The organism is Alphaproteobacteria bacterium SS10 (assembly GCA_019192455.1).
Lineage (GTDB): Bacteria > Pseudomonadota > Alphaproteobacteria > TMED2 > TMED2 > TMED2.
Genome location: JAHCML010000003.1, coordinates 306,349 through 333,302, shown reverse-complemented (window position 1 = coordinate 333,302; position 26,954 = coordinate 306,349). Strand labels below are relative to the sequence as shown.

General features: G+C 57.9%; 22 protein-coding genes and 1 tRNA gene. 5 read left to right on the top strand and 18 right to left on the bottom strand.

Annotated features, from left to right (window positions below; genetic code table 11):
• Positions 1-197 precede the first annotated feature (197 nt).
• Complete coding sequence (locus KI792_02000) at positions 198-1,316, bottom strand: hypothetical protein (GenBank protein ID MBV6631787.1); 1,119 nt, start codon at positions 1,314-1,316, stop codon at positions 198-200.
• Between the two features lie 377 nt (positions 1,317-1,693).
• Between KI792_02000 and KI792_01995 the strand changes: the two genes are divergently transcribed.
• On the top strand, positions 1,694-2,170 hold the full coding sequence (locus KI792_01995; protein ID MBV6631786.1) for an Hsp20 family protein: 477 nt from the start codon (positions 1,694-1,696) through the stop codon (positions 2,168-2,170).
• Positions 2,171-2,285: 115 nt separating this feature from the next.
• Positions 2,286-2,522, top strand: a complete 237-nt coding sequence (locus KI792_01990; protein ID MBV6631785.1) for a DUF1150 family protein — start codon at positions 2,286-2,288, stop codon at positions 2,520-2,522.
• Positions 2,523-2,580: 58 nt separating this feature from the next.
• Here the strand turns inward: KI792_01990 and ptsN are convergent, their stop codons facing one another.
• The 9 genes from ptsN to KI792_01945 form a co-directional block, all read right to left on the bottom strand.
• Entirely contained in the window at positions 2,581-3,042 is a 462-nt protein-coding gene (ptsN, locus tag KI792_01985) for a PTS IIA-like nitrogen regulatory protein PtsN (GenBank protein ID MBV6631784.1), read from the bottom strand.
• An 85-nt stretch (positions 3,043-3,127) separates the two neighbouring features.
• Positions 3,128-3,733, bottom strand: coding sequence for a ribosome-associated translation inhibitor RaiA (raiA, locus tag KI792_01980; GenBank protein ID MBV6631783.1), 606 nt, complete (start codon positions 3,731-3,733; stop codon positions 3,128-3,130).
• 344 nt (positions 3,734-4,077) lie between these two features.
• Complete coding sequence (gene rpoN / locus KI792_01975; protein MBV6631782.1) at positions 4,078-5,646, bottom strand: RNA polymerase factor sigma-54; 1,569 nt, start codon at positions 5,644-5,646, stop codon at positions 4,078-4,080.
• Between the two features lie 52 nt (positions 5,647-5,698).
• Positions 5,699-6,553 (bottom strand): LPS export ABC transporter ATP-binding protein, encoded by an 855-nt coding sequence (gene lptB, locus KI792_01970; GenBank protein MBV6631781.1) that lies wholly within the window; start codon positions 6,551-6,553, stop codon positions 5,699-5,701.
• A complete protein-coding gene (locus KI792_01965) occupies positions 6,553-7,407 on the bottom strand; it encodes a hypothetical protein (protein MBV6631780.1) in 855 nt (284 codons plus the stop codon). Before KI792_01965 ends, lptB begins: the two co-directional genes overlap by 1 nt.
• A complete protein-coding gene (gene lptC / locus KI792_01960) occupies positions 7,407-8,507 on the bottom strand; it encodes an LPS export ABC transporter periplasmic protein LptC (protein MBV6631779.1) in 1,101 nt (366 codons plus the stop codon). Before lptC ends, KI792_01965 begins: the two co-directional genes overlap by 1 nt.
• 3 nt (positions 8,508-8,510) lie before the next feature.
• Positions 8,511-9,620: a KpsF/GutQ family sugar-phosphate isomerase gene (locus KI792_01955; GenBank protein MBV6631778.1), complete on the bottom strand. Its 1,110-nt coding sequence runs from the start codon at positions 9,618-9,620 to the stop codon at positions 8,511-8,513.
• Between the two features lie 146 nt (positions 9,621-9,766).
• Positions 9,767-10,381 carry a ribonuclease D gene (locus KI792_01950; GenBank protein MBV6631777.1) on the bottom strand — a complete coding sequence of 205 codons (615 nt, stop codon included), beginning with the start codon at positions 10,379-10,381 and terminating at the stop codon, positions 9,767-9,769.
• 20 nt (positions 10,382-10,401) lie between these two features.
• Positions 10,402-10,488: transfer RNA gene (locus tag KI792_01945), tRNA-Leu, on the bottom strand.
• A gap of 211 nt (positions 10,489-10,699) precedes the next feature.
• On the opposite strand from KI792_01945, the gene KI792_01940 reads away from it, so the two are divergent.
• On the top strand, positions 10,700-11,695 hold the full coding sequence (locus KI792_01940) for a complex I NDUFA9 subunit family protein (protein ID MBV6631776.1): 996 nt from the start codon (positions 10,700-10,702) through the stop codon (positions 11,693-11,695).
• Between the two features lie 3 nt (positions 11,696-11,698).
• Here KI792_01940 and KI792_01935 read toward each other — a convergent pair whose 3' ends face one another.
• The 6 genes from KI792_01935 to groES form a co-directional block, all read right to left on the bottom strand.
• Positions 11,699-12,862, bottom strand: coding sequence for a tetratricopeptide repeat protein (locus KI792_01935; protein MBV6631775.1), 1,164 nt, complete (start codon positions 12,860-12,862; stop codon positions 11,699-11,701).
• An 81-nt stretch (positions 12,863-12,943) separates the two neighbouring features.
• Positions 12,944-14,242 (bottom strand): MFS transporter, encoded by a 1,299-nt coding sequence (locus KI792_01930; GenBank protein MBV6631774.1) that lies wholly within the window; start codon positions 14,240-14,242, stop codon positions 12,944-12,946.
• A gap of 8 nt (positions 14,243-14,250) precedes the next feature.
• Positions 14,251-19,095 carry an NAD-glutamate dehydrogenase gene (locus KI792_01925; GenBank protein ID MBV6631773.1) on the bottom strand — a complete coding sequence of 1,615 codons (4,845 nt, stop codon included), beginning with the start codon at positions 19,093-19,095 and terminating at the stop codon, positions 14,251-14,253.
• Positions 19,096-19,396: 301 nt separating this feature from the next.
• Positions 19,397-20,557 (bottom strand): hypothetical protein, encoded by a 1,161-nt coding sequence (locus KI792_01920; protein ID MBV6631772.1) that lies wholly within the window; start codon positions 20,555-20,557, stop codon positions 19,397-19,399.
• A 206-nt stretch (positions 20,558-20,763) separates the two neighbouring features.
• The gene (gene groL, locus KI792_01915) at positions 20,764-22,410 is read right to left on the bottom strand and encodes a chaperonin GroEL (protein ID MBV6631771.1); all 1,647 of its coding nucleotides are present in this window, start codon (positions 22,408-22,410) and stop codon (positions 20,764-20,766) included.
• Between the two features lie 62 nt (positions 22,411-22,472).
• Positions 22,473-22,784 (bottom strand): co-chaperone GroES, encoded by a 312-nt coding sequence (gene groES, locus KI792_01910; GenBank protein MBV6631770.1) that lies wholly within the window; start codon positions 22,782-22,784, stop codon positions 22,473-22,475.
• Between the two features lie 364 nt (positions 22,785-23,148).
• On the opposite strand from groES, the gene KI792_01905 reads away from it, so the two are divergent.
• Positions 23,149-23,409: an usg protein gene (locus KI792_01905; GenBank protein ID MBV6631769.1), complete on the top strand. Its 261-nt coding sequence runs from the start codon at positions 23,149-23,151 to the stop codon at positions 23,407-23,409.
• Positions 23,410-23,424: 15 nt separating this feature from the next.
• On the opposite strand, the gene KI792_01900 is transcribed toward KI792_01905, so the two are convergent.
• On the bottom strand, positions 23,425-24,549 hold the full coding sequence (locus KI792_01900; GenBank protein ID MBV6631768.1) for a hypothetical protein: 1,125 nt from the start codon (positions 24,547-24,549) through the stop codon (positions 23,425-23,427).
• Between the two features lie 288 nt (positions 24,550-24,837).
• Here KI792_01900 and KI792_01895 point away from each other — a divergent pair, with 288 nt between their 5' ends.
• Positions 24,838-25,950: a COX15/CtaA family protein gene (locus tag KI792_01895; GenBank protein ID MBV6631767.1), complete on the top strand. Its 1,113-nt coding sequence runs from the start codon at positions 24,838-24,840 to the stop codon at positions 25,948-25,950.
• Positions 25,951-26,023: 73 nt separating this feature from the next.
• Here the strand turns inward: KI792_01895 and KI792_01890 are convergent, their stop codons facing one another.
• Positions 26,024-26,596: a DJ-1/PfpI family protein gene (locus KI792_01890; GenBank protein MBV6631766.1), complete on the bottom strand. Its 573-nt coding sequence runs from the start codon at positions 26,594-26,596 to the stop codon at positions 26,024-26,026.
• Between the last annotated feature and the right edge of the window lie 358 nt (positions 26,597-26,954).

Here is a 26,954-nt window from a genome sequence, read left to right as displayed (position 1 = left end):
CTATTGTGAACGCAATTTTTATTTTTATATGTAAGTCCGGACCGTCGGGATGTCCCCCTTCCCTTCAACGGGAACTTGGCTGAAGTCCCTTGCCCCCCTACCCCAGACTTCACCGGCCCGGCGGTCCGCCCCTATTTTCCGATTTAACTGATTTGTTCGCCACTTGTTCCGACAAAAGTGGCACTTAACGGCGCGTATTAGAGCTCGTTCATTGGCACTTCATCGAAGGCCCGGTTGTTACGCGCATCGGCGGTGGGAAGGCCGAGATAGATTGAACTGCCATCATCGAAGTGGAAGTTGATCTTGCCGTTGAAGGCAATGTGCTTGAAGCCGTGCTTATCCTCGACGGCGAAACGATCGACCATATAGGTGCGATCCACCTGCCGACCGGTCAGATAGAATTTCGCCTCGCGCAGTTTCGATCCAAAGAGCTTACGGCCACAGAATGCCCGCAGCTTGTCATTCACAATCTCGACGAAATCCTTTGGCGTGAAGATCTCACCACCCGGTGTTGGGCGCATGAAATTGCCGATCAGAATCTGACCAGGATCGGCAGCTTCCATCAGGCGGGCCAGCTCAATCGTCACATCGCCAACAATGTAGTTGGAGCCACGCGGGTTAAGCCGCTCAACCGAGAAATAGGTGTAGTGCGATCCGATGGAGGCGCAGGTCTTGATGGTCGGGATGAACTTCTCTGTCTCGTGCTGCATCATGTATTTCAGCAAACAGAGGGTAATCGCCTTAAAGGCAAAGATACTGGCATCAGCGTCAAAGCCCTCCCGCCGGTTCCAGCAGTAGAAACCATCACCCGTTGTCGAACGGCTGATCTCAACATGGATACGGGCATCCGAGACAACCCGCTGCGCCACATTGATGGCGTGGTCGAGATAGCTCAGCTGTGCCACCTGACCCAGCGGTGGCAAACGGCCAAAGCTGGTGATGTCGAACAAGAGAACGCCGCGATGCTCGGTCTCAATAATTGAGTACCGGCGCATCAGCACCTCAACCGCCGACAGGCTGATCCGGCCGGGCCCCTCACCAAACTGTTTGGAGACCGACAGGCTAATGGTTTCGACATTCAGCTGGCGGGCACGGCGATGCAGCTCATCCTGGCTCATCAACCGTTCACCACGCACGATACGTGGGTCAGTGCCAGCGACATGGAAAATGCGAGAGCGCGGGGCGATGATCAGGCGCAAGCCCACCCGCATGAGTGACCAGCCAACCACCAGGTTGCGGCCGTAACCCCATTGCTTGGCAAGGAACGCATTCAGCTCGTCTACCGAGCCGATGGCGCTGTGCTCCAGCATCGACATGGCAAAAACCTATCCCCAAACCCGCATCAGGAGGATACGGGCCCAATTCCTGGCGACAGCCCCATCCGCGAAGCCCGGGCAAGCAGGAAAGACAGCCGGTATTGGGCAACCAGAACTGGTTGGGGTAACCGGGCAATCCACTGCATTTGTCACCAATTTGTGCAGTGTAGCATTAAACCCGGTCCAGCAACATCTCTGGCATCGCCAAATACTGCGTGATTGGCCCCGATATCATAGTCCTCGGCCGCCGATTGATTCCGCTTGATGGCACAAAACCACTCCCCACATAGAAGATGTGGCTGGTGCCTAATGCAGGGCTGGCCAACATCTGCCCTTTCATGGGCCGCTCGCTGATCTTGAGAACGGGAGTGACGGTAATGAGTGGACGCCTATCAGGCTTTAGCAGCCCATTTCTGCTGGGTTTTGACCATTTGGAGCAGACCCTGGACCGGTTGAGTAAGGCCGGTGCGGATGGCTACCCCCCTTACAATATCGAACAATTGAGCACCGGTGATCTGCGCATCAGCATCGCGGTCGCTGGCTTCACCATGGATGATTTATCGATCCAGTTGGAGGACCGCCAGCTGGTCATTCGCGGCAAACAACAGAGCGCCGCCGAGCAAGAGCGCGTGTTCCTGCATCGGGGAATCGCGGCACGTCAGTTCCAGCGCGCGTTCCTTTTAGCCGACGGTATTGAGGTTGATGGCGCCCATTTGAGCAATGGTTTGCTGCATGTCGACCTGCGCCAGCCCGAAATCACCACCAAGGTTCGCAATATTGAGATCCGTGATGGGGATAAGAGCCAGAAAAGTGGAAAAGCCACCGTCACAATCGACGAAGCGCAGGCATCGTGAGTTGAGGTTTATGCACGTTTCTTGCATGCTTCTAAGACAAGAAAAATCGTGTTGTAGACCTAATTTAATATTTATGTGCTGGCCTAGAGGGTCAGAACGACCGAAAGTCAAAACTATGAACGACACAAACGAAGATAAGTTAGGCGCCTTCAAGGCCCCAATCTCCCGAAGCGATTTTCTGATGTTCGGCATGGATGACGTTGCCTACATCAAATGCGTGAAGGATGAGCAGGGTGAGCGGCAATTCGCGATTTACGCGGCCGATGGCACTGAGATTGTGATGATGGAACATAAGGAAGCGGCCGTGGCTGCGATCCGCCATCATGAGATGGAGCCAGTTAGCCTTCACTAGGGCGCCCTCGCTGGGACTTGATTAGACCCAACAACTCGCTTCCACAGGGATGGAATACTCAGGCTGCGCGGCTATCCGCGTGCTGGCTCAACAGGGCCTCAATCGCATCTGACCCTTCAGCGCCGCGCAGTTTCTCACACAGCGCCTGTTCTTTCAGCAGACGTGAAACCTTCGCCAACGATTTTAGATGATCAGCGCCAGCGCCCATTGGGGCCAGCATGGCGAAGATGAGATCAACCGGCTGATCATCATGGGCGTCGAAATCAACCGGACGCTCAAGCCGCGCAAAAACCCCGACAACCTCATCCAGATCCTGCAGCTTGCCATGGGGTATCGCAATCCCACGGCCAACGCCGGTCGAGCCAAGGCGTTCACGTTCCAACAGGGTGTCAAAGACTTCCCGCTCAGCCAGGCCGTGGACCTTCGCGAAAACCGCGGCGATCTCCTGTAAGGCCTGCTTTTTGCTGGTCACCTTCAAGTCCGCGCAGATCGTATCGGCGGTCAAGTGTGGTGCGCCCATGAATGTACCCCTGGTGAGACGTTACGGTTTTGCCCAACGCGCTGCCCCAGCGCGACCGGTATCAAGCACAGATAAAGCGGCTGGCTTACTCAGCCGGCACCGCTTCGGGTTGTTTAGATTTGGTTTCGATGGCGTCAGGATCAATCCATCCGATATGGCCATCAGCGCGGCGGTATATCACGTTCAGGCCGCCATGGGCACGGTTACGGAACATAACCGCTGGTAGCTCACCCAGATCCAGGCGCATAACCGCCTCAGACACGGTTAGCTCTTCAATCATGATCGGCATTTCCGCGACGATTGTGGGCTCACCCTCGGTGACCTCACTATCGGGCTCTGACGCCTCGCTATGGTCGATCACATACTGGCTGGCCTTAATCTCCTCAACCGCATCACGGTTGTGGTCGCGCAGCTTACGCTTATAGCGGCGCAGGCGCTTCTCAATCCGCTCACCAGCCGCGTCGAAGGCTGGGTATGGCTCATGGGCACGGGCGCTCGCCTGCAGCAGGATATTGCGGCCTACATGAACCGAGATATCGACCATATACTGATTGGCATCCTTGGCAACGATAACCTTACCGTTGAGTGGGTTGGAAAAGTACTTCTCGGTCAATGCGCTGAGGTTCTCCTCAACGTATTCCCGGAGTGCTTCCCCGATATCCATGTTCTTGCCAATGATGCTGAGTTGCATAGTTATGCCCCTAATGTTGTTGCGGCGATGGCTGTTCAAGCGCTGGCGGATAACCCCGTTGCCGGGCGTTAAACCGATCTAACGCCCTAAACCAACGCTGGTCCCACTGGTTGAAGACAACCAAAAAACCGATTTTCTTGCCGCTTATTCGCGCGGGATTGCCGTGTCATTACAAGCCGTTAGCCATTGCGGACAGGCTGGCCGGGAAGACCGGCCACCGCATTACAGGTTTGTCCTATAACCCTGCGACGGATCATGCCCGGGGTCAATAGTAACCGGGAGAGATTAACCCTCTCCTGACCGATAATTGACCTGGCTCAAAGGATGGTAACCCCGGGAAACCGTTACAGATTAAGGCGTTTCTCACGTCGACGCTGTACGGAGGACGGGATCCGCATGGCCTCACGGTATTTCGCCACCGTCCGGCGCGCGATATCGACACCGTCATCACGCAGCAGGCTCACGATCTTGTCGTCCGACAAGATTTTGTCCGCTGGCTCCGCATCGATCATGGTTTTGATCCGGTGCTTAACCGCCTCGGCTGAGTGCGAGGCCTCACCATCAGCACCTGCAATGGCTGCGGTGAAGAAGTACTTCAGTTCAAAAATCCCGCGCGGGCAGGATAGGAACTTGTTCGTCGTGACCCGGCTGATGGTGCTCTCATGCATGTCCACCGCCTCGGCGATGTCACGTAGGACAAGCGGTTTCAATGCCTGCACCCCATGGCGGAAAAAGCCATCCTGCTGCCGCACCAGCTCAATCGAGACCTTCAGGATTGTTGAGGCGCGTTGGTGAAGTGATTTCACCAGCCAGTTGGCGGATTGGAACTGCTCGCTGACATATTCCTTATCCGTCTTATCGGTCAGCTTAGCGCTTACCTCGGCATGGTAGGCCTGGTTGACCAGAACCCGTGGCAAGGCATCTGGGTTCAACTCAACCAACCATTCACCGCGCGGGTTTGGCCGGACAAAGATGTCAGGAATAACCGGCGCCGCCGCTGGGATGTCAAAGCTGGCCGCCGGCTTGGGGTCGAGGGCACGGATCTCACCGATCATCTCGGACAGGTCTTCGTCATCGACCTCGCAAAGTTTACGAAGCTTGCCAAACTCCCGGGCCGCGAGGAGGTCGAGATTATCGAGCAGAGCAGCCATCGCCGGATCAAACCGATTCCGATCAATCAGCTGCAGTTTCAAGCATTCGGGCAGGTCCCGGGCAAAGATACCCGGCGGGTCCAAGCGTTGCAGTAGGCCTAGGACATCCTCAACCTGTGCTGGCTCGCAGCCGAGTTGTTCGGCCATCCCAGCGCAATCTATGTCGAGATATCCTGCCTCATTCAAATGATCGAGCAAGGACAGGGCGATCATCCGCGCCTGCGGGTCTGGAATCTCTAGCGGAATTTGTTCGTTTAGATGCTCGCGCAGATCTGGCGGACGGCTATAGCGCTGCTCTAACGCCTCATCATCCTCATCAAAGCGCTGGGAACCACCGCCACCACTGCCCGCCTGCTCCCAGCTGGGCATGGATGGGGTTGGCATCTCGGCATCCGCGTTGGTCCAGACATTCTCGTATTCGTCATCAAAGGCAGATTCAAACGCCTCACTGCTTGATGATTGTTCGGTAAGGTCGGGCGCCTCCGCCGGTGTCTCGCTCTCCACCGGCTTCTCAGCCGTCGCATCGGTGCCATTAACGGCCACGGCCTCGAGGCCGCTCTGCGCCTCTTCGGTCACCGGCGCGTCATCGCCGGTACCCTGCTCGGCCCGTTCCAGCAGTGGGTTGCCTTCTAACTCTTGATCCACATAGTCCTGAAGTTCGACCGCCGAGAGTTGCAGCAGCTTAATCGCCTGCTGCAATTGCGGCGTCATCACCAGCGATGTGCCAAGCCGAAGTTCGAGGCGTTGTCCTACCGAAGACATGGCTACCTACCCCGCCATGGCTGTGCGACCGTGGTCACCTGGTGGGTCACCGTCATAAACGGAACCTCTCACCTAGATAAACCCGGCGGACATCTTCGTTTTCCACGATCTCATCTGGCGCGCCCTCCATCAGGACGCTGCCATCGTGGAGGATATAGGCGCGATCAACGATCACCAGCGTATCGCGCACATTGTGGTCGGTGATCAGTACGCCAATGCCGCGATCCTTTAGATGCGCGATCAAATCCCGGATTTCGGAAACGGCGATGGGGTCAATGCCGGCCAGCGGCTCATCAAGCAGGATGAAATGCGGTTGGGAGGCCAGCGCCCGGGCAATCTCAACCCGGCGGCGCTCACCACCGGACAGTGCAACCGTCGGTGTATGGCGCAAATGGCTGATCGAGAATTCGGCCAGCAGCTCATCCAACATCAACTCACGGACCGAGGGATCTTCCTCAACCACCTCAAGCACGGCGCGGATATTGTTCTCCACCGTCATGCCCCGGAAGATCGAGGCCTCCTGCGGCAGGTAGCCGATGCCCATCCGGGCACGCCGATAGATCGGTAAGCTGGTGATGTCCTCACCATCCAATAGGATCTGACCATAATCGGGCCGGATCAGGCCGGTGATGATGTAGAACGATGTTGTCTTACCGGCACCGTTGGGGCCCAGCAGGCCAACAGCCTCACCACGCTGCAAAGCAATCGACACATCCCGCAGAACCGGGCGACCGCGATAGCGCTTGCCCAGATGCATGGCTTGAAGGCCGGCATTGCTGTGCACCAGCTGTGGGCCAGCGCTGTAATCTTCAGGCGCGTGATCAACCGGCTGGCCATCGGGGCCAACCAAGCGTGGGCCGGGGGGCACTTCGGCAGGACGTGCTGGGGGACGACGATCAAAGACCATTAATTGCCCCCATCCTGTTCAAGTTCTGACGGTGTCAGTACACCGCGCACCCGGCGCTGGCCATCTGGGCCGGGCAGGGTGAAGAGCCGGGAAACACCCGTCTCCATATCAACCTCGGCGCGATCACCATTCAGCTGCGTTGTACCCCGGGTCAGGCGTACATCGCCGGTAAGCGTCGCGATATTGCTGTCCACGTCGAACCATCCCTGGCTGCCCCGCACCAATTCCGTGGGGGTCTGGATCACCACACCACCCGTTGCATCCACCATACGCATGGCCAACTCACCGCCCTCATCTTTGACAAAGCGGGCAATAAGATTGTCGGACCGTAAGACATTTTCGGCACGGGTTGCCTCGGCATTCCCACGCGCCACCGCAAGGTTGCGGGCCTGCCAAAACTCTAGGCTGTCCTCAGCGGTGATCTGGTCGGTTTCAGTGCGCAGCACCAGCGTATCGCCGGTAATGACCGCAACCTCTTGTGCCACGTCATAGGCGGCCTCCGCCCCCTCAACCACGGCATCAGCAGAGGTCAGGCGTACATTGCCACGGGCATCGAGGCGGTAGATCTGGTTAGCGCCGCCATCATCGGGCCGGTAATAGGCGATTAGGATATCAGCGGCGACCTCAAGATCACCACGCGCCGCCACCGCATTGCCCCGGGCCACATAGGCCTGAGCATCGCGCTGCCATTCGAGCGCGCCATCGGCAATGATCTCAATCGGCCCGCCACCATCAGTACCCGGCAGGTTCACAGCAGGGCCAGACGGTGCTGCGTTCTGCGCAACGGCATGGCCAATCATCGCCAAGCCAGCGACCGCCGCAATTGAGCTGAGAGCGAAAGCACGGACCAGCATCAGCCGCCCCCATTGGTTGCAACTTGATCCAAGGTCAGGCGACCCGGACCCGGAAAGACCAGAAAACGGCCATTTTCCAAAATCTGAACGGCACTACCGGCGATACTGCCGCCGGGGCCAGTGCCGGTAACTGGCTGATCGGACCAGGCGGCGCGTTGGCTTGTATCCACCTGTAGGCGTGACGTGGTGAACTCAAACCCGTTGGGTTGGAACATATTCACATCACCCTGAAGCAACAGCTGCTGTCGTTCTTCGTCAAACCGGCCCTGATTGGCACGGATCGCAACGCGGGAGCCGTCATCGTAAGTGATGTCGGCCAGTGGCTGCTCTAGGTCGATGAGGTTGGTGTCGCCAGTCGATCGGGTGACCTGGTCAGCGGTGATCGAGACCAGACGGTCAGCATCGTCATACCCCTCAAACCGGGCATTCAACATGGCGCTCTCACCACGTCCCAACTGCCGGAGGCCATTCTGATCTGCATTGATCAGCGGCCAAACCAGCGTCCCGATCAACAGGACCGCTGCCAATGATGGCACTGCCACCCGCAGCATTCGGATCACAACAGAGCGACGCGGATTGACCCGGTCGGCGGCGCGCTGTCTGTACCAATCACTACCCTTGGCACCGGGGGCAGCCTGAATGCTCAACGGCTTGGCATCGGCGCGCGGTGTGGTTTGCAGCGTGGCGGGGCGTAGAGCCTCGGGCGGTGCCTGCTCAACAACCTCGTCAACGACAGGCGCAGCGGCCTCCAAAAGCGGCTCGGGTTCAGGCTCTGGTGCAGGTGGGGGGTCAGGTTGCGCTGGCGGCGATGGCTCAAAAACGGCCTCAGCCACCGGTGGCTCGACCATCTCCGGCTCGGCGGCGGCGATATGGATTGCTTCAGCTTCGAACAGCTCTTGGGATGAAACATCCTCGGCCAAAGCCTCGGGCACCGCTGATGTAGCTGGGTTTGGCCCAAGATAGCTTGGGCGGCCAGCATAGTATTCTGAGCCCGCCTCAAACCCACTCAACCCAACGGCACCGCCAGCAAGGTCGAGGGTTGGCTGCCGTTCGGCGCCTTTGCCTCTCTCTTTGGTGGTTGGGTCGCGCAGGTCTGTCATGGGTTAGGCAACACCCGAACGCAGCAGATCATGGACATGGATGATGCCAACCGGTTTGCCATCTTCCAGAACGAACAGGCTGGTGATCGATTTCTCATTCATCACAGCCAGTGCCTCAGCGGCCAGCGCCTGCGGCCGGATCGTCTTCGGCCCTTTGGTCATGATGTCCAAGGCCGGGCGGGTCAGCAGGTCGGGCGCCATATGGCGGCGCAAATCACCATCGGTGATAATGCCGAGCAGCTTACCGGCCCCGTCGATGAGGCCAGCACAACCAAAGCTCTTCTCACTGATCATCACCAGGATATCAGCCATGGAGGCATCTTCTGGCAGCAGTGGCAGCGCATCCCCCTGGTGCATCAGGTCAGCAACCCGCAGAAGCTTCTGCCCCAGTGCGCCACCAGGGTGGAAGATGCGGAACTCATCCGCTGAAAAGCCACGACGCTCAAGCAGCGCCATGGCCAGCGCATCGCCGAGAGCCATCATCATGGTGGTTGAGGTGGTCGGCGCCAGATGCAGCGGGCAGGCTTCCTCAAAACTTGGCAGGATAAGCGCAATATCCGACTGCTCAGCCAAAGGTGAGGCAGCATCCTTAGTCATCCCAATTAGTGGGATCTGGAACCGCTTAGCGTATGGGGCCAGGGTCGCCAGTTCGGCCATACGGCCAGAGTTTGAGAGCGCCAGGATCACATCATTCGGCGTGATCATGCCAAGGTCGCCATGCTGGGCCTCAGCGGGGTGAACAAACAGGGCTGGCGTACCGGTTGAGGCCAAGGTGGCGGTAATCTTATTGGCGACGTGACCGCTTTTCCCGATCCCGGTCACAACAACGCGGCCCTGCGCTTGACCTGGCGCCTGTCCAGGGGCAGCAACACCGCCGGTTACCTTGAAGATCAAATCAACAGCAGAGACAAAGACGTCATCGATTGATGCCGCGAGCGCCTCCAGCCCCTCAGCCTCAAGGCCGAGCGTCTTGCGGGCGACGGCCACGACGTCGACGGGCTTATCGGTAGCATCACCGGCATCGGTGGCTGCTGGATTTACTGCTGCGGGTTGGGTGCTCACGCGTAACCGCCCCTTAACCGAGGGCCCGAGGGTCACAAGGGCAAAAGCCATTGAAATATCGGGCAAAAATAATGGCGACCGGCAGGCGAGACATGTGTCTGCATGCAGAATACGTGCCAAACGTCAAAGAGTATGGGGACGGGACGGGTGCCGGTCAACCACCACATCACTTAAATTCGGCATGGATTAGCCAACACTTATGAGTGGCTGAAAATGTCCACTTCCGGCCAACCGGCTAGGTCTAACTGGCATCGGGTTGGCAGAAAATCAAAGCAAGAGAGCGCTAAATCGAGCCGCCCTTCACGCTCCAGCATCTCATTCAAACGCTCACAAAGCTGATGCAGATAGAGGACGTCACTGGCAGCGTAGCCCATCTGTTCTTTGGTCAGCTCCTCCGCTGCCCAGTCGGAGCTTTGCTGCTCTTTCGACAGGCTAACGCCCAACAGTTCCTGACACAGGGTCTTAAGCGAATGCCGGTCGGTATAGGTGCGCACCAGGCGTGAGGCGATCTTGGTGCAGTAGTTCGGTGCGCTCATCACCCCATAGCTGTCGAACAGCATGGCAATATCAAACCGGGCGTAGTGATAGAGCTTCAGCACCTTCTCGTCCGCCAGGATGCGGGTCAGGTTGGGGGCTGGCGCGATCTCTTTGCCCACCTTCACCAAATGCGCATCGCCATCGCCGGAGGAGACCTGAACCAGGCAGAGGCGGTCACGGCCAGGGTGCAGGCCAGTGGTCTCACTATCGATAGCGACAGCTTTGCCCGGATCGAAATCGTCAGGCAGGTCGTCTTGATGCAGATGAATTGTCATGATTTGAGTGCTGCTTGTAATGGTGCCCAGGAGAAGACTCGAACTTCCACGGCCTTGCGGCCACAGGTACCTGAAACCTGCGCGTCTACCAATTCCGCCACCTGGGCACAATCCAACGGGGTTGCCGTCGGAGAGCGAGCGGTTGACTTAGAACCGGGGCGCGCCGTTGTCAATCACCGTTGCGCATAACATGCGTGCATTCGCCATGTTAACAGCATGGTATTGGCCGTTTGATAATGGATTTAGGGGTTGGCTTGCGCCCAACCGCGCCATATCACTGCTTCATCATTTGATCACACCAGCCAAACGGCGGACATCATGACCCTCAATCAGTCTGGCAAGACCGCCACCGTCTTTGGTGGCACCGGTTTTCTTGGTCGCTACGTGGTGCAGGCCCTGACCCGCGCCGGTTATGAGGTGCGCATCCCAACCCGCGCGGCGGCCCGTGCTAACCGCCTTCGGGTTAGCGGTGTGGTTGGCCAGGTGGTGCCGATCACCGCCAACATCAAAGATGACGCGACGGTCCATCGCTTGGTTGAGGGCGCGCAGGTTGTTGTAAACCTAGTTGGTATCCTTGCCGAGAACCGGCGCCAGAAATTCCCGGCCGTCCATACTGACCTACCCGAGCGGATTGCCAAGGCATCGGCCGCCGCCGGGGTTGAGAAGCTGGTTCATATCTCTGCCATCGGCGCCGATAAGAACAGCAAGGCTGCCTATGCTCGCAGTAAGGCCCTGGGTGAAGAGGCCATCTTGGCGGCGTTCCCAAACGCCACCATCCTGCGCCCCAGCGTGGTGTTTGGACCGGAGGATGAGTTCCTCAACCGCTTTGGCGAGATGGCGATGCTGGCCCCTGCCCTACCGCTAATCGGTGGTGGCCATACCCGGTTCCAGCCAGTTTATGTGGGTGATGTCGCCGATGCCGTGATGGCCGCCATCACCCGGCGTGAGGCTGCAGGACAGACCTATGAGCTGGGCGGGCCGCGCCGCTACAGCTTGAAGCAGATCCTCGACTACATCAATGAGGAGACGGGGCGTCATCGCCGCCTGGTCAATCTGCCATTTGGCGTTGCAAAACTGCAGGGCGCCGTGTTTGAGCGCCTACCAGGCCAGATGCTGACCCGTGATCAGGTTGAGCTTTTGAAGAGCGATAATGTGGTGGCGGATGACGCCAAGACCCTGGCTGATTTGGATATCGAGGCGACCACGCTAGAGGTGATCGCACCGACCTATCTCTATCGCTTCCGCAAAGGTGGTCGCTTTGCACCGCGCAAGGCAGCAGGCACCACAACTGAGGCAGCGACCTCAGACAGCTAAGGCTTAAGCCAAGCGCTGCAGCAGCACCATCCAGCCCGCAATCGGCTTGCCATATTCTAGGCGCAGGGTCTCATTGGTGATCTGCATCACATCGAACCCATGTTCAGCGGCCAACCGCTCAATGTAATCGCGGTGCTGCGCATAGCGGCCGGAGTGACGGAGGATGTGGTCCACCGCGCCAGCATCAACCTCGTTATAGGTCATGGATTCAACGGTGAAGAGGAAACCACCCTGTGGCCGCACCAGGCGTGCAACCTGGGCAAAGGTATCCTCAAGCGCACCGATATAGCAGAAGACGTCACCGGCAACCGCGAGGTCGTAGCTGTTCTCTTCCAGCCCTTCCATAGCGCTGACCAGCTCGCCCTCGATTAGCTCGTTATAGATGCCCTTCTTGCCGGCCTCTTCCAGCATCACTGGCGATAGATCGATGCCGTCCAACCGGCTGGCGTTTGGCGCCAGAAACTCGCCGCAAAGCCCGGTACCGCAGCCGAGGTCGAGCACATCACGCTTATCACCATCGAGCAGACCAGCCTGAGCTGACACCTGCTTCAGGATCTTAGGCCCCTGGTAGCGCAGGACAGACGCCGTATGGCTGTCGAATGTCTTGGCATATTGGTCGAAATAGCTCGCCACGTATTTGTCATCGGCGCGGTCAGGACCGGCATTGTTACCGTCGAGGAAGGCCTCAACTGACTTCACCATATGGGCAGCCTTGGCGTCATCGGGCGCCAGCTCCAACCATCGCTTAAAGGCCACCAAGGCCTCAGGCAGGTTTTCAGCCGTGCGTTGACTGTCAGCCAGTTGCTGCCAGGCGGCAAGGTTATCGGGATCCTGATCGACAACAGCTTGCAGTTGCTCAATCGCCTTATTCAGACGGCCAAGCTTCTTGAAAGCGATCGAGAAATTGATGCGCCCCGGCGCGTAATTCGGGTTCAACTCAACCAACACCCGGTAATAGGGCAGGCATTCCTTCGGCATGTTGTTACTGAGCAGAAGGTTACCGAGGCGGAACAGCGCGCGGCCATCGCCCGGGTCCATGGAGATCAAGAACCGGTAGAAGGCGATGGCCTGTTGAACATCGCCTTTGCTCTCAAGTTCGGCGGCTTTATCCAGCACCTGCTGGGGCGTCATTTGCGCGGCTTGGGTGATCTGCTGCTGCGGCGACATGGGGCCATTCCTCTGGCATTGGTAATCTGGTGCCCGGCATAGCCCCCGACTGCCCGGAACGCAAGCGCCCACGCTAAGAGTTTACTGGGAAGTCTGCTTTGCAGGTGGGCGGACGGTGAGCAGTAGCAGCGCACCGGCGGCGAGGAAGACGATGATGGTCGCCATGCCCCAGCGCTGGCTATCCGTGGCGGTGGTCACCACCCCGAATAGGAGCGGGCCCAGAAAGGCAATTGATTTGCCGGTCAGGGCGTAGAGGCCAAACATCTCGGTTACCTGGGCGGGATCACTTAACCGCGCCAGCATTGATCGGCTGGCCGCCTGGGCCGGCCCGACGAAGATGCCGAGGCCAAGGGCAAGGGCCATAAAGACGGTCTTATCCGTCACCAAGAGCGTTGCGGTGCCAAGGCCAATCAGACCAGCCAAGGCCAACAAGATTGTTGGTTTCGGCCCAACCCAATCATCCACCCAGGCGAAGAGAGCAGCACCCAGGCCAGCGGTTACATTGAGCCCAATGGCGAAGATCAGGATCTCATCGAACTCCATCCCAAAAGTGCCCGCGGCATAGAGGCCACCAACGGCAAAAAGCGTGCCCAGACCATCGCGGTAGAGTGCTGACGCAATCAAGAAACGGAGCAGGTTTCGCTGCTGCCACAGCTCAACCAGGCTAGCCCGCAACTGCTTAAGCCCACGCGCCACAGCGTCACCCAACCCAACGCTGTCGCCACGCCGCTCTACTGGCGCAAGGAATAGCGGAAGGGAGAATAGGGCAAACCAAACCGCCACCAGCAGGGCCGTCGCCCGAACCGGCTCTTGCGCTCCCTTATCCAACCCGAACATGGGCGGGTCAGGCTGGATCAACAGCGTTAGGCAAAGCGCCAAACAGCCGAGCCCACCGAAATAGCCCAGGCCCCATCCCCAGCCGGAGATACGGCCCGTCATGGCGGTCGGCGCCACCCCGGTAAGCATGGCGTTGTAAAACACCTGTCCCCACTCAAAGGTCACGCTGGCAATGATCACAAGTGCCAGAACATAAAGGGCGAAACCGGGATCAGGCTCCGCAAACCAAAGGGCAGCGGTGGCAAGAACGGTGATGGCAGTGAACAGAGCCAACCACGGTTTGCGGGCACCGGCATGGTCGGCAATGGCCCCCAAGACCGGGCTGGTGAAGGCAACAATCAAACCGGCCAGGCCAATGGCAATGCCCCATTGGCCGCTGCCTGCTGCCTCATCCCCCACAACGCCCTTGGCGAAATAGACGCTGAACACAAAGGTCAGCACCACCGTATTGAAGGCAGAATTCGCCCAATCATAAAGGCACCAGGCACCGATCGCGGGCCAGCGTGGCCGGTCCGTAGCTGGCGCTTCAGCCGCCTCTACCATGGTGATCCCTAGACTTCTGAGAGGCTACGCAGCTGTCGGTTGGCAATGGCGAGCATGGACAAACCAACCTCTGGCGAGGATCGGAACTCGGCGAGCAGGCTATGCAGCCGTGCTACCTGCTGGGTCCGGTTGGCCGTCCACTTCTCAATGAGGTGCAGATTGCTAGCCTCTGGGCTGAACTCACCCTCAACACCGGTCAGGATCTCACGGGTCATCTTGGCCTGCAGGGCATAGAGGTCATCAAGAATGGCGATCACCGCCTGCTTACGCCAGTGATTGGCGCGCGGGAGGCCAATAGCCTGCAGTCGCAGCCAGGACGTGCCGAAGTAATCACCAATCTCCGTGTAAAGCTTGGCAGCAACTGCAACAGGCACCTCGGCATGCTCTGCCGTACGGGCAATATCACAAGCACCGAACAGCACCGGGATACGGGCCACGCGGCGCGCCAGCTCAGGGGCAGCACCAGCCGCCTCAAAGGCCTCACGCCGCTGCTTAATACCCTCGAGCTCCGGTTCTGGCGCCATAGTCTCAAGGCAACCAACAGCAACCTCCAGCGGCTCTTTAAACCGTTCGACGGTTGCGGCGATGTCCAGCGGCTGCGGCAGGTTGTTCAAGAACCAGGCGCTGCCCCGCTCAATCAACCGGATGGTCCAGCGCATCATGTCGCACTGATCGGCGGCGTTGATGTAGTTGTCGCCAGCCTGGATCTGGCCCCACATCTCCCGCAGGCTGAAACACTCACGAACCACGGCATAGGCGCGGGCAATCTCCGATGCCCCCATGCCGGTCTTGTCCGCCAGCTCAATCGCGAAGGTTGGGCCCGCGCGGTTGACGATGGAGTTCGCCTCAACTGTGGCAATGATCTCCCGGCGCAGCTGGTGGCTTAGAATATCGTCGCGGTACTGCCTGCGGATTGGACGTGGGAAGTACTTCACCAAATCAGAAACGAGGTAATCATCATCCGGCAAATCGCTCGCCAGCAACTCGTCATAGAGTTTGATCTTGCTGTAAGCGAGCAGGACAGAGAACTCAGGCCGGGTCATCCCGCGGCCATCGCGGGATCGTTGGGATACCGCCTCATCGTCAGGCAGCCCCTCGATCTTGCGGTTCAGGATACCCTGCCGCTCCATCTGCCGCATAAGGCGGACATGATCCTCAAACCGCTTTGGCCCCTCGGCCAAGGCGAGGCTAATCGCCTGGGTTTGGAGGTAGTTATCCATCAGGACCAGATCGGAAACCTCATCGGTCATATCGGCCAGAAGGGTGTTTCGATCCTCACGGTTCAGGCGGTTTTCGGCCATAACCTGACGTAGGAGAATTTTGATATTCACCTCATGGTCAGAGCAATCGACACCGGCCGAGTTATCAATGAAGTCGGTGTTGAGACGCACGCCATATTCAGCCGCCTCAATACGGCCAGCCTGGGTCACACCCAGATTGGCGCCCTCACCGATCACCTTGGCACGCAGCTCACGGCCATCGATGCGGATTTGGTCATTGGCCTTGTCGCCCACATCGCCATGGCTCTCGTCAGCGGCCTTGATATAGGTGCCGATACCACCGAACCACAGCAGCTCGGTTTCCGCCAGCAGGACTGCGCGGATAAGCTCCGTCGGTGTCAGCTTATCCCGGTCCAGGCCTAAGAGCTCTTGGATCTCTGGGGTAATGGTCAGGGATTTGGCGCTGCGGTCATAGACGGCACCGCCCTTTGACATCACCGCCTCGTCATAATCGGTCCAGGCACTGCGCGGCAGCTCAAACATCCGCTTACGCTCAGCGAAACTCTTGGGCGGATCCGGATCGGGATCGATGAAGATATGCAGGTGGTTGAACGCGGCAATGAGCTTGGTTTGCTCACTCAACAACATGCCGTTGCCGAACACATCACCGGACATGTCACCCACACCGACACAGGTGAAGGGCTCTTCCTGGATGTTTTTACCAATCTCGCGGAAGTGGCGCTTCACGCTCTCCCAACCGCCTTTGGCGGTAATGCCCATGCCCTTATGGTCGTAGCCTGCCGAACCGCCAGAGGCGAAGGCATCATCGAGCCAGAAATCATGCTCAGCTGCGACGCCATTGGCGATATCGGAGAAGGTTGCCGTCCCCTTATCGGCGGCGACCACCATATAGGGGTCGTCATCATCGTGACGTACCACGTCCTGCGGCGCCACAATGGCGCCGTCAATGATGTTGTCTGTTATCTCTAACAGCGCCCGAATGAAGAGCTTGTAGCAGGCCACCCCTTCGGCTTGGAACGCGTCGCGACCACCTTCGGTCGGTGGCTGCTTCAAAACGAAGCCACCCTTGGCGCCAACCGGCACGATCACCGCGTTCTTAACCATCTGGGCTTTCATCAGGCCCAGGACCTCGGTACGGAAATCGTCATTACGGTCTGACCAACGCAGGCCGCCACGGGCCACCAAGCCACCACGCAGATGCACCGCCTCAAAGCGTGGGCTGTAGACAAAGATCTCACGCTGCGGGCGCGGCAATGGCACCTCATCAATCGCGGCGGCATTCAACTTGAAGGCGATCCATGGGCGGATGCCGCCAGCCTTGTCCCGCTGGAAGTAGTTGGTGCGCAAGGTCTCACGGATCACGCTGATGAAGGCGCGGATGGCCCGATCATCGTCGAGGCTGTTCACATCCTCCAACGCATGGTCTAGGGCCACCAGATGGCCACCAACCGCACTGTCACGCGCGGCCTTATCCTCTGGGCCCGCCGGGTCATGCATGGCGTGGTGGAGGGATACCAGCTCTTTGGTAATCTTGGGATTAGCCGCCAAAATCTTGGCCAAGGCCAACTGGCTGAGCGGGAAGCGCAGCTGACGCAAATAGCGGGAATAGGCGCGCAACAGCGCGACCTCACGCCAGGTAAGGCCTGCCGATAGAATTAGACGGTTTAGCGGATCATTCTCCGCCGCCCCGGCCCAGATTTCGGCAAAGGCGTCGTGGAAGGCTTCACGGCGACTTTCCAGATCTCCATCGAAATCTACGGCGAGGCGACCTTCGAAATCATGCAGCCAGATGCTGTTGTCATGATCCTTGGGCCGGATCTCAAACGGCCGTTCCGTCGTGATTTGCAGCCCCAGATTATCCAGGGTCGGCAGCACCTTGGATAGTGAGAGCGGACGACCAGGATGGCATAGGCGGAAATGCAGCTGCCCAGCCTCGGCATCGACCGGCTTGTAGAGGCTCATCGCTAAGGGTGAGCCAGACAGAATGTTTTCGATCCGGGCGATATCCATAATCGCCTGGCGGGCTGTCTCACGCTCCCGGTAACCAGCTGGGAACGCAACGCCATAGAGTTCGAGCAGACGCTCGGCCTCCTCCTCACCATGCGCTTCAATCAATGCGTCCTGGAGGCGGTCTTCCCAGACCCGCGCAGCCTCGGCGAGGCGCTTCTCAACCTCTTCAACATTGACGTCATCCAGCGGATCCTGGGTTGTCAGGATGAACTGAATACGGGCAAGTACCGTCGCGTCGAGGGTGACGAAATAGCTTGATACCTCGGCGCCAAACTCTGTCTCCAGCAGCCGCTGCCAACGTTGGCGCAGGCTGGTGTCGTAGCGATCGCGCGGCACATAGACCATGCAGGAAACAAAGCGATCAAATGGGTCACGCCGGATAAACAGGGCAACGCGAGGTCGCTCAGTGAGGTGCAGGACGCCCGTGGCGATGTCCAGCAACTCATCATCCGTCATCTGGAACAGCTCATCTCGCGGATAGGTGTCCAGAATATGGGCGAGTGCTTTACCGGTGTGGCTTTGCTCTGGCAGGCCAGCAGCGGCAATCGCGCGTTGTACCTTGGCGCGCAGATAGGGGATGTCCCGGGCGCTGCGGTTATAGGCGATGGAGGTGAACAGGCCGAGCAGTAGGTGCTCGCCAATCGTCTTACCCTCGGCATCCCGCTCTTTCACGATGATCGCATCCATCGGCACCGAGCGGTGAACCGTCGCCGGGCGATTGGATTTGGTCAGGAATAGCGGGTTCTCGCGCCGGAATAGTTCTTGGGCGTTTACTGGCAGCTGCTGGAAGTTCCGCAGGCCGTCAAAGACGGAATAGGCCTGATCAGCCAGGATACCCAGGCCATCGGCATGGTTGATCTTCAGCATCATGCCATCGCCATCACCCTCAAACTGATAATGGCGATAGCCGAGGAAGGTGAAGTGGTTGTCAGCCGCCCATTTCAGGAAGGCCTGCGCCTCGGCGATATGGTCATCATCCTCGTCAGTGCCAATACGCTCCGCGATCTCAACGCAGAGCTCACGCATGGCGCTCCAGTCATTTACCGCCGCCCGCACATCATCGAGAACGGAGCGGAGGCGTCGGATAATGCTGTCCTGGCGCTCTTGATCCGTGGTGCGGTTGATCTCGATGTGCATGATCGATTCAAGGCCGAGATCTTCGCCGGGGCCGGTGATCTCCCCCTCAAGTGCCGGTGCCACCTCTTGCAGCAGCCCGGTATCATCGCGGGTTACCCGCAGCACCGGGTGCACAACCAGCTTAAGCGTCAGCCCCATGCGTTGCAGGGCCGCCGTTACACTGTCGACCAGGAACGGCATGTCGGCGTTAACGATCTGGATCAGACTAGCCCGTGCGGTCCAGCCGGCATCCTCGGTCTCGGGGGTGAAGATGCGGATCTTGGCGCCGGGGCCGCCGCGTTCTTGTGAGAACTGCCATAGTGACAGGGCCGCATGGGCCAGATGCCCAACCGACCGGCGAGACAGGTCATCGGGCGCCACATGGGCGAAGGTCTTGCGGGTAAAATCGGCAATGCCGTCGCGGCTCGCCTCTGGCACGAAATCGGCCTGGACCTCAATAATCCGGTCTAGCAGCGCGGCCTTCATCCCATCGTCTCGGTTAATTCGGTCGCGCATTTGCAGATTACTGCGTGGGCGAGGAATAGGATCGTTCAGAGGGGTATCAGGCGGTGTCATTGGCGACCTTTCAAGGGCAGTGTCTGGGGCGCGCTGTTTCCAGGGCGCGGTACCCAAAACCCTTAAGGCTAAGATGCTCGCGTTTCGCCTTGTGATCGGCGGTTAAGGCAGGCGCACCATGCCCGGTCTGGGGCCCAATCTCAATCATTGTCGGTGCTGCGGCGCAGCAGGGTTTTCATCCCTTGCGCGCAGATACCCGACCCCAAAGGCCTTACAGCAAATCGTCTAAGATCATGTAAAGATCGAGAAGGGGCTCACCCTTCATGCGTCGCCCAGGCAAACGGTGGGTTAGCTTGTCCCAGATTTCCACCGACTGGTAGAGCTTGGTGATCACATCACCGAGCGACCAGAAATATTGCGGCGCGTTCCCCATGAAGGTGGCAAACGGCGCTGGGCTGCCCTTACGAACGAATAACTCGTCATAGGATTCGTTGTACTCGCCAAAAATCCGGGCCGAGCGGGACCAACCCTTTTTGATCTTGTCCTTGGTCAGCTGCTTATACTCTTTCAGCAGCTGTTTCTGCTCTGGCTTCACATGGTCCAGCGGCTCAGCAGCCGTGGCGAGCCATTCGGCGATGCGCTTAATGCGGTCCTGGTTGCGGGCATATTGGAACTCGTAATAGGCGAGCCCCTTCCAGGCATAGAAGATGTCTTCGGTCTTATCGATCGGCAGGCGGAAAGCCTGGATCAACGGCACCATGTCGGACATATCCTCCATGTGCCAAATCTTATCGACGAACTTTTTGACCTGGTCCTGACCACCCTTTTGACCTTGCAGGGCCAACATGATCATCGGCTCTAGCTTGGCACGGATATGCAGCTGGATTTCGGCCCATTCTTCCGGCTGGATCGCAAAGTAGCGATCATCGCATTCGACGCCTTCCTTCTGCATCTTATCGCGCACGAGGAAAGGATCGAGGGTCGGCATTGAATTGATGATGTCGAGGATCTTCAGATCCGCCGCGTAATCATCCGGGTTCAGATTGGCATCCCAGCCAATATGCTCTTTGAGCGTGTCTAGGAACGTCTCTTCATTGAAGAAGATCGATTGCCCACCAGCGTAGATGTTGTTGTTATCATAAGGAAAATAGAGCTTGGTATTGACCTGATAGGTCACCTGCCCTGGTGCGGCGGCCACCTCTGTTTCCGCTGCTTCCTTGATGAAGATCACGTCATTCAGGTCCTTAAACCTGAACAGAAGATTTGGCTGGGTCGCATCCGAACCATCCGCCATTTCACCTTCAGCCGCTTTACTGATCTGGGCTGAAATCTTCATACAATTGAAGACACGGGCCGAGCCGGAATCCAGCGTATAACGCAGGAAGCGGTCGGCGCGCCCGGAAGTCTTCGATGAGCGGACAGAAGCGATCATTTGTTGTGATTCCTCAATAACCTGCCGGTCACGTTACCCTAACATTAGCACATTGGGAAAATCTTAAGGCTGGCCCTTCATAGCCAAAAACGAATCGGCTGGCGAATCGGCAACGTCTGAGTGGTTTGCCCCATGTGGCGGCAAAGAAAAAGGGGCCAGCGGATGCTGACCCCTCTCTCAATTCTATAGGCTTGGTGCCAGACTTCTTAGAAGTCCATGCCACCCATGCCGCCCATGCCGCCCATATCAGGGGCGCCACCGGCTTCTTTCTTCTCTGGCAGCTCAGCAACCATTGCTTCGGTGGTGATCAGCAGACCAGCGATAGAAGCGGCGTCTTGCAGGGCAACACGCACAACTTTAGCTGGGTCAATCACGCCGAATTTGAACATGTCGCCATATTCGCCAACAGCAGCGTTGTAGCCGAACTTAGCGTCGTTGGCGTCGCGGACTTTGCCAGCAACGATGGACGCATCAGTACCAGCGTTTTCAGCGATCTGACGGATCGGTGCTTCCAGTGAGCGGCGAACGATTTCAACGCCGGTGCGCTGGTCGTCATTGGCTGGGGACGTGGTGTCCAGAGCCTTGATGCCGTACAGAAGAGCGGAACCACCGCCAGCGACAACGCCTTCTTCAACTGCAGCGCGGGTAGCGTGCATGGCATCGTCAACGCGGTCTTTCTTCTCTTTCACTTCCACTTCGGTAGCACCACCGACGCGGATCACGGCAACACCGCCAGCCAGCTTGGCCAGACGCTCTTGCAGCTTCTCTTTGTCGTAGTCAGAAGAGGTCGCTTCGATTTGCTGTTTGATCTGGCTGACGCGCGCTTCGATGTCAGCTTTCTCACCAGCACCATCAACGATGGTGGTTTCGTCTTTGGTGATGCGGACCTTCTTAGCGGTGCCGAGCATCTCGAGGGAGACGTTCTCAAGCTTGATGCCAAGGTCTTCGGAAACCAGCTCACCTTTGGTCAGGATCGCCATGTCTTCCATCATCGCCTTACGACGATCACCGAAGCCTGGGGCTTTAACAGCAGCAACCTTCAGGCCACCGCGCAGCTTGTTGACGACGAGGGTCGCCAGCGCTTCACCTTCAACATCCTCAGCGATGATCAGCAGCGGACGGCTGGACTGAACAACAGCTTCCAGGATTGGCAGCATAGCTTGCAGGTTGGAGAGCTTCTTCTCGTGATAGAGAATGTATGGGTTCTCCAGCTCGCAGACCATCTTGTCAGCGTTGGTGACGAAGTAAGGGGACAGGTAGCCGCGGTCGAACTGCATACCTTCAACGACTTCCAGCTCGGTCTCGAGGGACTTGGCTTCCTCAACGGTGATGACACCCTCATGGCCAACTTTCTCCATCGCTTCAGCGATCATGCCACCGATTTCGGTGTCGCCATTAGCGGAGATGGTGCCAACCTGGGCGATCTCAGCGTTCTCGCTAACTTTGCTAGCGCGACCTTTAAGGTCAGCAACGACTTGCTCAACAGCCATGTCGATGCCGCGNTTGAGGTCCATTGGGTTCATGCCAGCAGCGACGGACTTAACGCCTTCGCGAACGATGGCTTGAGCCAGAACAGTAGCGGTGGTGGTGCCATCGCCAGCGAGATCATTGGTCTTGCTAGCAACTTCGCGCACCATTTGGGCGCCCATATTCTCGAACTTATCTTTCAGCTCGATTTCTTTCGCAACGCTAACACCGTCTTTGGTGATGCGTGGCGCGCCGAAAGCTTTGTCGATAACAACGTTACGACCTTTTGGGCCGAGGGTGACTTTGACCGCGTTGGCCAGAACGTCGACACCTTTCAGCATGCGCTGACGGGCATCGGCATCAAATTTAACTTCTTTTGCAGCCATTGGAATGTGGCTCCTCTTAGCAGAATTGATTGGTGACTTTTAAAGCGGATCGAACGCGCCAATTAGGCAGCGTTAGCGGCAGCCTTGCCTTCGATCACACCCATGATGTCGCTCTCTTTCATGACCAGCAGCTCTTCGCCGTCGATCTTGACTTCGGTGCCGGACCATTTGCCGAACAGAACGCGGTCGCCAGCTTTCACGTCGAGCGGCTGAACTTTGCCGGTCTCGTCACGGGCGCCATTGCCAGCGGCAACGACTTCACCCTCTTGTGGCTTTTCCTTAGCGTTGTCGGGAATGATGATCCCACCAGCGGTTTTCTCATCGCTCTCGATCCGACGGACCAGAACGCGGTCATGCAATGGGCGGAAGCTCATTGACGGTTCTCCCTCTCTCTTGGGTAGGTTGAATTCAGTAGCGCGACTCGGTGACCGAAAGCGGCGCCAAAACGCAAACTGGGCGCTTGTTAGCACTCTCGGTCGATGAGTGCCAGTTAGTTATGAAACCACCGCCGGGAGATCAAGGGTGGGCACCTGCTTAATCTTTGTGCATTCGTTGCTTTTTTTCGGCACAAAACGATAGGAAATTAGCAGCACTCTCATCCGCAGAGTGCTAAATAGCTGTGATTAAACGATTTTTTATTTGATCAGAGTACTTAATACACCTCAGACTTTTGATATGGGCATTCAAGCGATGCCGACGAAAGCCGAGAACCGGCCGAACAAGTCGAGAGGTGAAACCATGAGCTTGATAAAACAGCTAGATGATTACCGACTAACCACCGCCGAGATCCTGTACCACATGCCGGATCATCCAGACCTGCTGCAGAGCTTTGTCTGGCAGGACTACGACATGGCCCCCCGCTACCCTGTATTGCAGAAGTTTCTGACCTTTTGGGAGCGTGAGATCGAGGGCAAGCTGCATTCAGTGCAGGTCGCCAGCAAAGGCATCATCAGTGCCGGTGAGCTGGACATGGTGAACGCTGAGTTCACCATAAACTAAGTTTACTTGAACGATTTACGGCGTGCGCGGTGGAGTGGCGGTCGCCGTTTGGGCAGCGGCTGGCTTAGGTGCATGAGACTCACGCCAACCAGCGAGCACACCTGCGGTTTCAGCAGCTGGGGTCGCAACAGCGGCAACACCATCCGCCGTGGACGGAACTTCCGGAAGCCCCTGCTTCGTCTTAAACAGTGCACCGGAATCCTCAACGAAGGTTGCACGGCGCATCTTCTCTGCCCGCTTCTCCAACGGAACAACCGAGAAGTTACCAGAGCGCTTCGCACTATGGTCTGACATCAGACCTTGGAGTGATGCAAAGTTCAGATCACCGGACTTTTTCTCGACAAACGAATACTCGCCAGTCCCGGTATCCTTCTCGCGCACTTGGTAGGACCAACGCGCCTCACCCGGCTTATCGGGGTCTGACACCATATCAATCCGGCCACCACCGAAATGGAACCGGGCACCATGTTCTGGCACTGGATCGTCTTTGGAGCCCTTAGACGCCCCGGTACTAGGGCTGACGCTGTTGTGCGTGGATTCACGCAAGTTGAACTCGCCAATCATGGCCTTAGCGTTGGCGAGTGGTAAGGCGGGAGAGCCTGTAGATTGTCCGACGGCCGCTTCGGCGCGGTGGGCGAGGTGATCCTTTGCGGCGCGTTTGGCCAACAAACCAACCTCTTTGAAATACACACCTTCTTGGTGAAGCTTCACACCATCGCTACCGGTCACGCCTTCAAAACTGGCGTGATGGCCAAATACATCTTTGTCAAACGGGCCGATCTTGAACTCCACCTCACCCGGAATAAGCGCGCCCATATTGGTCTCGGCGCGTTCGGTGAGGATCGCTTTGCCGCTATCTTTATCTTGTTTGAAGGTATGGACGCTAATACCGCGCTCAGCGCCGTAAGCGAGAACTGCGCGGTCGAAGGCGTTTACGTAAGCCTGGGCCTCAACCCCGTCAGCAACTGGTGTCGTCCCGATATGCTGAATACCGCTAACGCCGGATAGCTTGGTCTTTGTCTCGACGACAAAACCACCATCGGTGCCCTTCAGAGAGTGCGTGTATAGCGGATCACGAAATACCCCGCTCTCCAGTGGTGAAGCGGCGTGTTGATCATCAAGCAAATCAAGTGCGTTCATAGAGCCCCCAGCGATCGATCGACAAACTCAATAGTCTCAAGTTTTTGAGCATTTTAGTCGAGATCTGAACACCTTCTTCCAAGTTAAACATTGGGCGGTAGCAAGGGGAGTAGGTTTAGGTTACCCAAGGCACAGGAAAGCGCAAGGGATATTTAAAAAGCGAACTGTTCATAAAACGCTAACCACTCCCTGACCAAACAGGGGTGCGGCGCTCAGGCGCGCTGTTCTGGCGGTTTTAACGATCCCAGATTATGACAACGCAGAATTTCTCACGTCATGGTCAATAAGATGTCAGACGCAGGCACGGCAGCCCTCGATGGCTCACAACAGATAGACTCCGCAGAGATTGATGATCGGGACAAGGCTCGCCGGGCCATTGCGATCTGGCTTTGGGCGAGTGCCGGGATGGTGTTTGCCATGGCCATCATTGGCGCGATTACCCGGCTTACCGAGTCTGGTCTGTCGATGACCGAGTGGCGGCCACTGATCGGGGCCATCCCTCCGCTGAATGAGGCGGAGTGGCAGCGTGTCTTTGACCTATACCGCGCCACGCCGGAGTATCAGTTTAAGAATGCCGGCATGGGCCTCGACCAGTTCAAGCTGATCTTTTTCTGGGAGTGGTTTCACCGGCTATGGGGCCGCCTAATAGGTGTGGTCTATGCCCTGCCCTTCTTCTGGTTCCTATTTCGTCGCCAGATTCCGCTTGGGTTCCACGGTCGGCTTTGGATCCTGTTGGTCCTCGGTGGCCTTCAGGGTGTGATCGGCATGTTTATGGTGATGAGTGGTCTGGTCGACCGGCCCTCGGTCAGCCATTACCGCCTAGCGCTGCATCTGGGCATGGCGACCTTTATCTTCGCCATGCTGGTGGTAACAGCAATCCAGATCGTGCGCCCCGCTGGCCAATCCCTGTCAACGGCGTCCAGGGGGCTGATAACCCATGGCTGGCTTGGCCTCGCCATGGTATCCGTGACGATTGTCTGGGGCGCCTTTGTTGCCGGGCTAGATGCTGGCCTGTTCTACAACACCTTTCCGTTGATGAACGGTGCCTGGCTGCCGAGTGAGCTCTTTGATGTACGCCCGCTTTGGTTTGGCCTCGTGGATAATCCAGCGCTGGTGCAGTTCACCCACCGCTATCTGGCCATTGCCACAGCCATCGTACTCGCGGCGTTTAGCCTACGGGCCTGGCGACAGACCGCGCTGCCAATGCCCATTCGGGTGTTAGGCGCCGGCGTGGGGGGCATGGCGCTGTTCCAGACGTTGCTGGGCATTGCCACCCTGTTAAGCCAGGTCTGGATACCCCTGGCTGCCGTACACCAGGCTGGTGCGCTTATCCTACTTGCCCTGTTAACGGCCTTTATGTGGAGTGTTCGGGGCGAGGCAAAATCAGCCGCCACCGCATAGAGTGGGCATAAACCGCGCATAGAAAAAGGGCCGCAAAAATGCGGCCCTTTAAACTTGGTGCTAGCTTGCTGACTTAGGCAGCGTCGGCGACTTGGCCGGTAGCAGAGATCAGCTCGATTGCTTGATCCAGAACCTCACGAAGTGGCTCTTCCTCAACAACGGTTGAGGTCATCAGAGAACCGCTCAGGGTGGTCATCTCTTCGCTAACGGTGGCGCCAGCGCCGGTCAGGCTCTCAGCGACAGCAGCTTCCGCGCTCACCTTGGTGCCAGCGGCGCGCTCGAAAGCGACCAGCAGGTTCGGTGCGTGACCGAAGGCCAGGACTGGCTTCTCAGCGTCAACGAAACCAGTCACGATGCGGCGCGCATGGGGGTTGGCTGCCAGCTTATCGATGCTGCGTTGACCACCAGGAATGATGATGGCGGTGTAATCAGCGGCGAGCACGTCGCTCAGCTGCTTGTCGATTGGGAAGTAATGGCCCCAGGAGCCTTCATGCCAACCGTTGACCAGGCCATTCTCTGGGCTGATCACAGTCACTTCGGCGCCAGTGCCAGCGAAACGACGCTGGGTCTCAGTGAAATGAACTTCTTCGAAGCCATTGGCGACGAGCATTGCAATCCGGGTTCCTGCGAGGGTGCTGTTGGTCATGTAAATCTCCTTACGATTTTCTGTCTCTAATCCGTATGTGGCTGGGCTGTGCAGAGCAGAGCAGCGTGCCGAGCCTAGCGATCCGGGTCTCTTAACCGCGCCGTAAACGGCTGCGCTGACCAGGATCGATCAATCGAAAGATCCGCCTATTACCGGGTGCCGGTTTGATGGCGCCGTCACCCAACTGTAAGCGGGGGCGCTTAACCGGTTCTTGATAGTTGAACGCGTGCCCCTGCAAAGCGCCTCATAAACGATGCAGTGCCGCGGAAGACCCAAAGTGGGAGGCCATTCCGATATGGCGGCGGGCGATCTCGTGATGGGCTTATAGATGGGGCCAATCTTACTTTCAGTCAATTGC

Excerpts from the sequence above, each read along its gene's own strand:
- KI792_02000 (MBV6631787.1), bottom strand. The coding sequence starts at position 1,316 with ATGTCGATGCTGGAGCACAGCGCCATCGGCTCGGTAGACGAGCTGAAT.
- KI792_01995 (MBV6631786.1), top strand. The coding sequence starts at position 1,694 with ATGAGTGGACGCCTATCAGGCTTTAGCAGCCCATTTCTGCTGGGTTTT.
- KI792_01990 (MBV6631785.1), top strand. The coding sequence starts at position 2,286 with ATGAACGACACAAACGAAGATAAGTTAGGCGCCTTCAAGGCCCCAATC.
- ptsN (MBV6631784.1), bottom strand. The coding sequence starts at position 3,042 with ATGGGCGCACCACACTTGACCGCCGATACGATCTGCGCGGACTTGAAG.
- raiA (MBV6631783.1), bottom strand. The coding sequence starts at position 3,733 with ATGCAACTCAGCATCATTGGCAAGAACATGGATATCGGGGAAGCACTC.
- rpoN (MBV6631782.1), bottom strand. The coding sequence starts at position 5,646 with ATGTCTTCGGTAGGACAACGCCTCGAACTTCGGCTTGGCACATCGCTG.
- lptB (MBV6631781.1), bottom strand. The coding sequence starts at position 6,553 with ATGGTCTTTGATCGTCGTCCCCCAGCACGTCCTGCCGAAGTGCCCCCC.
- KI792_01965 (MBV6631780.1), bottom strand. The coding sequence starts at position 7,407 with ATGCTGGTCCGTGCTTTCGCTCTCAGCTCAATTGCGGCGGTCGCTGGC.
- lptC (MBV6631779.1), bottom strand. The coding sequence starts at position 8,507 with ATGACAGACCTGCGCGACCCAACCACCAAAGAGAGAGGCAAAGGCGCC.
- KI792_01955 (MBV6631778.1), bottom strand. The coding sequence starts at position 9,620 with ATGGCTTTTGCCCTTGTGACCCTCGGGCCCTCGGTTAAGGGGCGGTTA.
- KI792_01950 (MBV6631777.1), bottom strand. The coding sequence starts at position 10,381 with ATGACAATTCATCTGCATCAAGACGACCTGCCTGACGATTTCGATCCG.
- KI792_01940 (MBV6631776.1), top strand. The coding sequence starts at position 10,700 with ATGACCCTCAATCAGTCTGGCAAGACCGCCACCGTCTTTGGTGGCACC.
- KI792_01935 (MBV6631775.1), bottom strand. The coding sequence starts at position 12,862 with ATGTCGCCGCAGCAGCAGATCACCCAAGCCGCGCAAATGACGCCCCAG.
- KI792_01930 (MBV6631774.1), bottom strand. The coding sequence starts at position 14,242 with ATGGTAGAGGCGGCTGAAGCGCCAGCTACGGACCGGCCACGCTGGCCC.
- KI792_01925 (MBV6631773.1), bottom strand. The coding sequence starts at position 19,095 with ATGAAGGCCGCGCTGCTAGACCGGATTATTGAGGTCCAGGCCGATTTC.
- KI792_01920 (MBV6631772.1), bottom strand. The coding sequence starts at position 20,557 with ATGATCGCTTCTGTCCGCTCATCGAAGACTTCCGGGCGCGCCGACCGC.
- groES (MBV6631770.1), bottom strand. The coding sequence starts at position 22,784 with ATGAGCTTCCGCCCATTGCATGACCGCGTTCTGGTCCGTCGGATCGAG.
- KI792_01905 (MBV6631769.1), top strand. The coding sequence starts at position 23,149 with ATGAGCTTGATAAAACAGCTAGATGATTACCGACTAACCACCGCCGAG.
- KI792_01900 (MBV6631768.1), bottom strand. The coding sequence starts at position 24,549 with ATGAACGCACTTGATTTGCTTGATGATCAACACGCCGCTTCACCACTG.
- KI792_01895 (MBV6631767.1), top strand. The coding sequence starts at position 24,838 with ATGTCAGACGCAGGCACGGCAGCCCTCGATGGCTCACAACAGATAGAC.
- KI792_01890 (MBV6631766.1), bottom strand. The coding sequence starts at position 26,596 with ATGACCAACAGCACCCTCGCAGGAACCCGGATTGCAATGCTCGTCGCC.